At 71.0% G+C, this 7791-nt stretch carries 5 protein-coding genes and 1 pseudogene; all 6 read left to right on the forward strand.

Going from position 1 to position 7791, the window contains the following annotated elements; translation table 11 throughout:
• Positions 1 to 182 precede the first annotated feature (182 nt).
• On the forward strand, positions 183 to 2183 hold the full coding sequence (locus tag G6030_RS07910) for a glycosyltransferase (protein WP_241724241.1): 2001 nt from the start codon (positions 183 to 185) through the stop codon (positions 2181 to 2183).
• Positions 2176 to 2793 (forward strand): phosphatase PAP2 family protein, encoded by a 618-nt coding sequence (locus G6030_RS07915; protein WP_182642744.1) that lies wholly within the window; start codon positions 2176 to 2178, stop codon positions 2791 to 2793. Before G6030_RS07910 ends, G6030_RS07915 begins: the two co-directional genes overlap by 8 nt.
• Entirely contained in the window at positions 2790 to 3827 is a 1038-nt protein-coding gene (locus tag G6030_RS07920; protein ID WP_182642745.1) for a decaprenyl-phosphate phosphoribosyltransferase, read from the forward strand. Before G6030_RS07915 ends, G6030_RS07920 begins: the two co-directional genes overlap by 4 nt.
• A gap of 16 nt (positions 3828 to 3843) precedes the next feature.
• Positions 3844 to 5991 (forward strand): arabinosyltransferase, encoded by a 2148-nt coding sequence (locus G6030_RS07925; protein WP_182642746.1) that lies wholly within the window; start codon positions 3844 to 3846, stop codon positions 5989 to 5991.
• Positions 5992 to 6186: 195 nt separating this feature from the next.
• Positions 6187 to 7320, forward strand: coding sequence for an alpha/beta hydrolase family protein (locus G6030_RS07930; RefSeq protein WP_182642747.1), 1134 nt, complete (start codon positions 6187 to 6189; stop codon positions 7318 to 7320).
• Positions 7321 to 7575: 255 nt separating this feature from the next.
• A pseudogene (locus tag G6030_RS07935) lies at positions 7576 to 7791 on the forward strand (esterase); the annotation flags it as partial.

Raw genomic sequence — 7791 nt, forward strand, 5'->3', positions numbered from 1 at the left:
CGCGCGCGGGTGGGCCCCGGCGCGTGGTGGGCGGGGTGCGTCGGACCCGACGGGTACGATCGACCCGGCTTTCGTCCCGCGGCCGCGCCTCCCCGGCGGCGGCGCAGCGGGCGCGGAGGTGCGACAGGGCACAGCAATGTGGACGAGGGCGGCCCCGGCCGTCGGGACGGGGACACGCACACATGGAACATCACGGCCACCACGAGTTGGTCGACGAGGTCGAGCGATCGGTCGCCGCGCTCGCCGATCCACGTGGCCGGGAATGCCTCCAGCGGATCATCCTGCCGCGGGCCGGCGAGCCGCTCGACGTGCGCGCGCTCTACCTCGACGAGGCCCCCACCAACTCCCGCCGCGCCCACTCGTCCACCCGGACGTCGCTCGGCATCGGCGCCGACTCCGAGGTCTCCTTCGCCACCTACTTCAACGCGTTCGCCGCGGCCTACTGGCGCCGGTGGACGGTCCTGGACGAGGTCGTCCTGCGGCTGACCGTCCGCGGCGCCGGCCGCGTCGACCTGTACCGCTCGAAGATCGACGGCTCCCGGATCGCGATCACCGGCGACGTCGTCGGCGAGCCGGGTCAGGCCGGGCAGGTCACCACGGTCGAGTTCATGTGTGACCTCGGACCGTTCGAGGACGGCGGCTGGATCTGGTTCGACCTCACCTCCGACACGGACGTCGAGCTGCTCTCGGGCGGCTGGTACTCCGCCGTCGACGCCCCGGCCACGCGCCCCGACGCCGGCCCGGACGGCCGACCCGACCCGGCCGTGCAGGTGCCCAACGACCGCCGCGTGACCGTCGGGATTCCCACGTTCAACCGGCCCGGTGACGCGGTGGCCGCGCTGCGCGCGCTGACGTCCGACCCCGAGGTCGACGCGGTGATCGACGCGGTCCTCATGCCGGACCAGGGCGACAGGAAGGTCCGCGACGAGCCCGGCTTCGCGGAGGCGGCGGAGTTCCTCGGCGACCGGCTGCACATCTTCGACCAGCCGAACCTCGGCGGGTCGGGCGGCTACAGCCGCATCATGTACGAGGCGCGCAGGCTGACGGACTCGCCGTACATCCTGTACATGGACGACGACATCGAGATCGAACCCGACTCGATCCTGCGGGCGCTGGCGTTCGGGCGTTTCGCCACCGTCCCGATGCTGGTCGGCGGGCAGATGCTCAACCTGCAGGAGCGCAGCCACCTGCACACGATGGGCGAGGTGGTGGGCGCTCACGACTTCATGTGGACCGCCGCCCCGCACGCGGACTACGACTACGACTTCTCCACGTACCAGCTCACGGACCGCGACAACCCCAAGCCGCTGCACCGCCGCATCGACGTGGACTACAATGGCTGGTGGATGTGCCTCATCCCGCGCGTCGTGGCAGAGAAGATCGGCCAACCGCTGCCGCTGTTCATCAAGTGGGACGACGCGGAGTACGGCCTGCGCGCGCGACGCGCCGGCCACCCGACGGTCACCATGCCCGGTGTGGCGATCTGGCACATGGCGTGGTCGGACAAGGACGACGCGATCGACTGGCAGGCCTACTTCCACCTGCGTAACCGCCTCGTGGTGGCCTCGCTCTACCACGACGGCGACCACAAGGGGATCATGCAGTCCAGCCTCAAGGCGCTGGTCAAGCACCTGGTCTGCCTCGAGTACTCGACGGTGGCCATCCAGATCGAGGCGATCCGCGACTTCCTCCGCGGCCCCGAGGCCCTGTACGAGTTGTTGCCCACCGCCCTGCCCAAGGTGCGGGCCATGCGCGCGGAGTTCCCGGACGCCGTGGTCATCCCGTCGGCCGTCGACCTGCCCGCGCCGTCGGGCGGCCCGGCCGGGATCCACTCCGAGCCCCGCGGCCCGGTCCGCAAGGCCGTCGCGCTGGCCAGGGGTCTCGCGCACACCCTGAGCAAGGACGACAAGCGTCACCACGAGGTGCCGCAGGCGAACTTCCCGCCGATCGAGGCGCGCTGGTACTCGCTCAGCCGGGTCGACGGCGCCACGGTCACCACCGCCGACGGCCGCGGGGTGGTCTACCGCAAGCGCGACCGCGAGCTGGCCGCCGCGCTGTTCAAGGAGTCGGCGGCCCTGCACCGCGAGCTGTTCCGGCGGTTCCCCGAGATGCGGCGCCGCTACCGTGACGCCCACACCGAACTCGTGACCAAGGAGGCCTGGAGCCGTGTCTTCGATGCCTGATCCCGTGGGTTCGGTCGAGATCCCCGTAACCACCGGCGAGGTCCGGCTCCTGGCGGCGGTGCAGAAGCGCCTGCTCGCGGTGCCCGGGTCGCGTCAGGCGGCCGTGACGCTGTCGCACGTCGGCGAGCACGCCCTCGGGTGGATGGTGATCGCGGCGGCCGGGATGGTCGTCGATCCCGCCCGCCGGGGTCGCTGGGCGATGGTGGGCATCGGCAGCTTCGGCGCCCACGCCACGTCCGTCGTCGTCAAGCGCGTCGTGCGTCGTCGCCGGCCGGACCACCCGTCCGTCGCCGTGGGGGTGGGCACCCCCTCCAAGCTGAGCTTCCCCTCATCCCACGCGACCTCGACGACCGCGTTCGCCCTGCTCGCGGGGTCGGTGACCGGGGTGCCCGTCGCGCCGGCGCTCGTGCCGGTGATGCTGGCGTCCAGGTTGGTGCTCGGAGTCCATTACCCTTCGGATGTGGTCGCCGGTGCCGCCGTCGGTGCGGGCTGTGCCGCCCTCACCCGCGCGGTCTGGCCCTCGGACGCGGTCCAGCAGGTCCTGCCCGGGGCACTGCGCGACGGCGCGGCGGGCCCAGGCGTCACCCAGAACCGCGAGGAGAAGCGATGACCGATCAGTCCGGAGCGCCGGTGACCCGGGGCGGGGCAGACCACCACCTCCTCGGCGCCGAACCGCATACCGCCAACGAGATCGACGACATCGCCGCGGCGGAGGAGGATGCCAAGGGCGCGCCGCCCAAGAACCTCCTCGACGGCATGGTCAAGGCGCTCCGGCCGCGTCAGTGGGTCAAGAACGTCCTCGTCATCGCCGCGCCCGCGGCGGCCGGGTCCCAGACCCTCACCGACGGCAGCGTCCTGTTCTCGGTGTTCATCGCGTTCGTGGCGTTCTGCATGGCCGCCTCGAGCGTGTACCTCATCAACGACGCGTTGGACGTCGAGGCCGACCGCGCCCACCCGACCAAGCGGTTCCGCCCCATCGCGGCGGGCGTCCTGCCCGTGGGGTTGGCGTACGGCATGGCGGTGGTACTCATCATCGCGTCGATCGCGATCTCGGTGCTGCTGGCGCACCCGGCCCTGGCGATCGTCGTGGCCGTGTACATCGTCCTGCAGCTCATGTACTGCTTCGGGCTCAAGCACCAGCCGGTGCTCGACATCGCGTTCGTCTCCTCCGGCTTCCTGCTGCGCGCGGTCGCCGGTGGCGCGGCCGCCGAGGTCGACATCTCGCAGTGGTTCCTGCTGGTCATGGCGTTCGGTTCGCTGTTCATGGCCGCCGGCAAGCGCTACGCCGAGCTGAGCCTGCACCTGAAGACCGGCGCCAAGATCCGCAAGGCGTTGGAGAGTTACACCCCCACCTACCTGCGGTTCGTCTGGACGCTCTCGGCGACGGTGCTCGTGCTCTGCTACGCCCTGTGGGCGTACGACCGCGGCTCCGACCCGACGCAGCCGAACGGGGCGGCGATCTGGCTGCAGATCTCGATCGTGCCGTTCACCATCGCCGTCCTGCGCTACGCGGTCGACGTCGACGCCGCGCAGGCCGGCGAGCCCGAGGACATCGCCCTCGGCGACCGCGTCCTGCAGGTCCTCGCGGCGCTGTGGGTCCTCACCGTCGTGATCGGCGTCTACATCGTCCCGTCGATCGCCTGAGTCCGGCGGACGGACGATGTCGGAGGTGACGGCAGAGCGCCGTGACGGTCGTCGCGACCAGCGCGGGGCCGGATCCGGCGACCCGCGGGCCGAGCACCGCGACGTGGTCGGACGCGGGCGGGGAGACGCGGTCTTCTGGACCGGGCTCGCCGTGGTGGTGGCGATCTTCTTCGCCGGCGCGTGGCAGCGGCGGTGGATCGCCGACGACGGTCTCATCGTGCTGCGGACGGTCCGCAACCTCGTGGCCGGAAACGGCCCGGTGTTCAACGCGGGGGAGCGGGTCGAGTCCAACACCTCCACGCTGTGGACCTATCTCATCTACGGCACCCACGAGGTCGTCGGCTACCGCCTCGAGCTGGTCGCGCTGGGACTGGCGCTCACGCTGAGCATGGTGGCGGTGGCGTGCGCGATGCTGGGCGCCCGCGTGATGTACCGCGGCACCCGACGCGCGCCGGCGGGCGGGCCGATGCTGCTCCTGCCGTTCGGTGTCCTCGTCTACGTCATGCTGCCGCCTGCCCGCGACTTCGCCAGTTCCGGACTCGAGACAGGACTGGTGATCTGCTGGATCGGCGTCATGTGGCTGGGCCTGCAGCTCTGGGCCCGCTCTCCGCATCGCGAGGGCCGCTCCGGCCTGCCCGCACCGGGGACGGCGGCGATCGCGTTCATCGCCGGCCTGGGGCCGCTCGTCCGGCCCGAGATGGCGCTGGCGGCGGCGGTCTTCCTCGCGATGATGGCGGCGTCCCGCCAGTCGTGGCGGCACCTGGGCTGGCTCGTCGTCATCGCGGGCACGGTGCCGGTGGCCTACCAGCTCTGGCGGATGTCGTACTACGCGCTGCCGTACCCGCTCACGGCCGTGGCCAAGGACGCCGGCGGGTCGAAGTGGGACAAGGGCGCCGAGTACCTGTGGGATCTGCTCGCGCCGTACGTGCTCCTGCTGCCGCTCGTCGCCGTCCTCGTCGCGGGCCTCGTGGCCCTGTGGGCGCGGACGGCCCACGGACCGGCATCGTCCGGACCGGCATCGTCCGCACATCCGCTACTCCGACTCGGGATCCGCTCCCCTCACAGGGGTAGCGGATCCGGTGCGGCGGTAGCGGATTCCCGGCCGGGAGGGGCGGTAGCGGATTCCGGGTCGGGAGAAGAGGACGACGACGAGGGCGGCCGGCTGCTCCGCCTGCGGGGCCGGGTGCGCTCCACCCCGGTCGTCACCGGCGCGTTCCTCGTCGTGGGCCTGGTGATGCTGCTGTACGTCACCCGCGTCGGCGGCGACTTCATGCACGGCCGCGTGCTCCTGCCGTCCCTGTTCCTGATCCTCCTGCCCGTCTCGGTGGTGCCCCTGCCCGTAGGGCCCGCCCGCGGGTCCGCGGACGCCTCCGTGCGGCGGGTGGCGGTACCCGTGACCGCGGCCGCGTGGCTCGTCGTCGTCGGATGGGCGGTGACCGTCCAGGTCACCGAGGACCCCTTCCGCGAGGAACCGGAGTCCATCACCTCGGCCGGCATCGTCGACGAGCGGCAGTTCTACATCCAGCGCACGGGGCACAGACACCCGCTCCTCGCCGACGACTACCTCGACTTCCCGCGCATGCGCGCGCTCGTGCGCGACGTCTCCCGCAACGAGACGGGGGCGGTGTTCCTGCCGATGCCGGGCTTCCAGGACCGCTGGGACGTCGTCGCCTACGACCACCCGATGCCCGGGCTCGCGCCGTTCGAGCTGCCCGAGGACCCCGTCAAGACCGTCGTGTTCCTCAACCTGGGCATGACGAGCATGAACCTGCCCCTCGACGTGGGCGTGTACGACACGGTCGGCCTGGCCTCGCCGCTGGCCGCGCACACGGACCGGATGGAGGACGGGCGGATCGGGCACGACAAGTTCCTGCCGTACGACTGGGTGCTCGCGCAGAAGCAGGTGATCGAGGACCCGGTCAACTTCCCGCGGTGGATCGACGTGAACTGGGTCAACCAGGCCGAGGTCGCGCTGCAGTGTCCGGCGACGCAGGCGCTGATCGAGTCGTATTCCGCCCCGTTGACCCCCGAGCGGCGGTGGTCGAACCTGGTGAACGCATTCTCATTCGCCGAGTACCGGATCAACAGAATCCCTGCGTACGAGGTGCAGAGGTGCGGCTTACCGATGCCTGAGGAGGTGGAGAAGTACCAGGGCACTCGGTAGGGTGGCGCTCGCTGTTGTCTCGAAACGGTAACAGTCAGGGGTCGAATCGGTCCCCGACCTGTAACACCTGTCCCAAAGTGCGCGACAGTATCGATGACCTCGATGTCGCAGTTCCGGTCCTTCCCTGGTGGGGCCGGTCCGATGAACGTCACCGATGCCCCGCGGGGCACCAGGAACGAACAAAGGAACCAACGAATGTCCCACTCCACCCTCCGGCGCCGGTTCGCCGCCGGGCTCACCGCTCTGGCGACGGCCGCAGGGCTCCTCGTCGGCGCCCCGGCACTGGCCGGCGCCCAGGCGACCGAGCAGGGTTCCTCTGCCAGCCTCGGCTCGGCGGGTTCGTCGGCCCCTCCGCCGGCCGCCCCCGCGTTCCAGCCCGCCGGTGGGAACGAGAACCCGGTCGGTTTCCGCAACTGGCTGCGGCCGGGCTGCGAGTGGGATCCGGTCGCGTCCTGGGTCCAGCTCTGCCACGTGTGGTCCCCGGCGATGAACCGGCACATCAAGGTGCAGGTGCAGCCCGCGCGCTTCGGTGGCAACGCCGGTCTCTACCTGCTGGACGGACTGCGGGCGCGTGACGACTGGAACGCGTGGACCCACGACGCCCAGGCGCAGCGCATCTTCCTGCAGGACAACATCACCCTGGTCATGCCCGTCGGCGGCCAGGTGTCCTTCTACTCCGACTGGCAGCGGCCCATCAACCTGGGCGGCAACCTGCTGGAGTACAAGTACGAGACGTTCCTGACCCGTGAGCTGCCGAACTACCTGGCGGACCACTTCGGCGTGCGTCGCGACAACAACGCGATCGCCGGTCTGTCGATGGGCGGCTCCGCCGCCGCGACGCTCGCGGCCAACCACCCGAACCAGTTCAAGCAGGTGTCGGTCTTCTCCGGCTACATGAACCCGACCGCCCCGGGCATGTACACCATGATCCCGCTGGCGATGTTCGACCAGTGCAAGTGCGACCCGTTCGCCATGTGGGGCCTGCCCGGCGCGCCCGCGTGGGGTCGCAACGACCCGCTGCTCAACGCCGACAAGCTGCGTGACATCCCGATGTACGTCACCGCCGGCTCCGCCATCCCGGGCCAGTACGACCAGCCCTCCAGCCTGCAGGCCGTGTTCAACACGTTCAACGGCATCATCCTCGAGGGCCTGTCCCGCGGCTCGACCCTGGCGTTCCAGAACACGATGAACGCGGCCCCGAACAAGGCCATCTTCGAGTACCGCACCACCGGTATCCACGGCTGGGGCTACTGGAACGACGACCTCATCGCGGCGCGCTCGGCGCAGATCCTGGACGTGATGGACGCCCACGCCTGGGCCGGCTACTGAGCCGCACCGTCGACCGGCACAACTAAATAGGACGGATTCGCCCTTTCACAGCGAGTCCTCACCCGTCACACCGGGGCCCCGCGCGTAGATTCTGTGCGGGGCCCCGGTCGCATCTGACCACCGGGTTCGGCCGCGGGAGGGGAACCCGCGGGCGCGCCGCGGACCCGGGCCCCAGACACAGGTGACGCGGGCCGGGTGCGACGCGCGCCCACCAGACGATCCGGCGAGACGACGCGGCAAGAAAGAGAACAACACATGGCGACCCCCAGCGCACACGCGAGCCCCCGTTCCCGGTGGGCGTCCCTCCTCGCGGCTCCCCTCGTGGCGTCGGTGGTGGGGTCCGGTCTCGTCCTGCCGCCCGTCGCCGCGGCGCAGGAGACGCCGACCCGTCCCACCCCGGCGCAGAGCAGTCCCACGCAGACCGAGCAGCCGCGGTCGACGACCGCCGCGCCGGACCCGGCGGGCGCGCCC

This window comes from Dietzia sp. E1 (genome assembly GCF_014145015.1).
GTDB lineage: Bacteria > Actinomycetota > Actinomycetes > Mycobacteriales > Mycobacteriaceae > Dietzia > Dietzia cinnamea_A.

What these genes read in the sequence shown, in the direction of transcription:
- G6030_RS07925 (WP_182642746.1), top strand. Translation starts at nt 3,844, where the DNA reads ATGTCGGAGGTGACGGCAGAGCGCCGTGACGGTCGTCGCGACCAGCGC.
- G6030_RS07930 (WP_182642747.1), top strand. Translation starts at nt 6,187, where the DNA reads ATGTCCCACTCCACCCTCCGGCGCCGGTTCGCCGCCGGGCTCACCGCT.
- G6030_RS07915 (WP_182642744.1), top strand. Translation starts at nt 2,176, where the DNA reads ATGCCTGATCCCGTGGGTTCGGTCGAGATCCCCGTAACCACCGGCGAG.
- G6030_RS07920 (WP_182642745.1), top strand. Translation starts at nt 2,790, where the DNA reads ATGACCGATCAGTCCGGAGCGCCGGTGACCCGGGGCGGGGCAGACCAC.
- G6030_RS07910 (WP_241724241.1), top strand. Translation starts at nt 183, where the DNA reads ATGGAACATCACGGCCACCACGAGTTGGTCGACGAGGTCGAGCGATCG.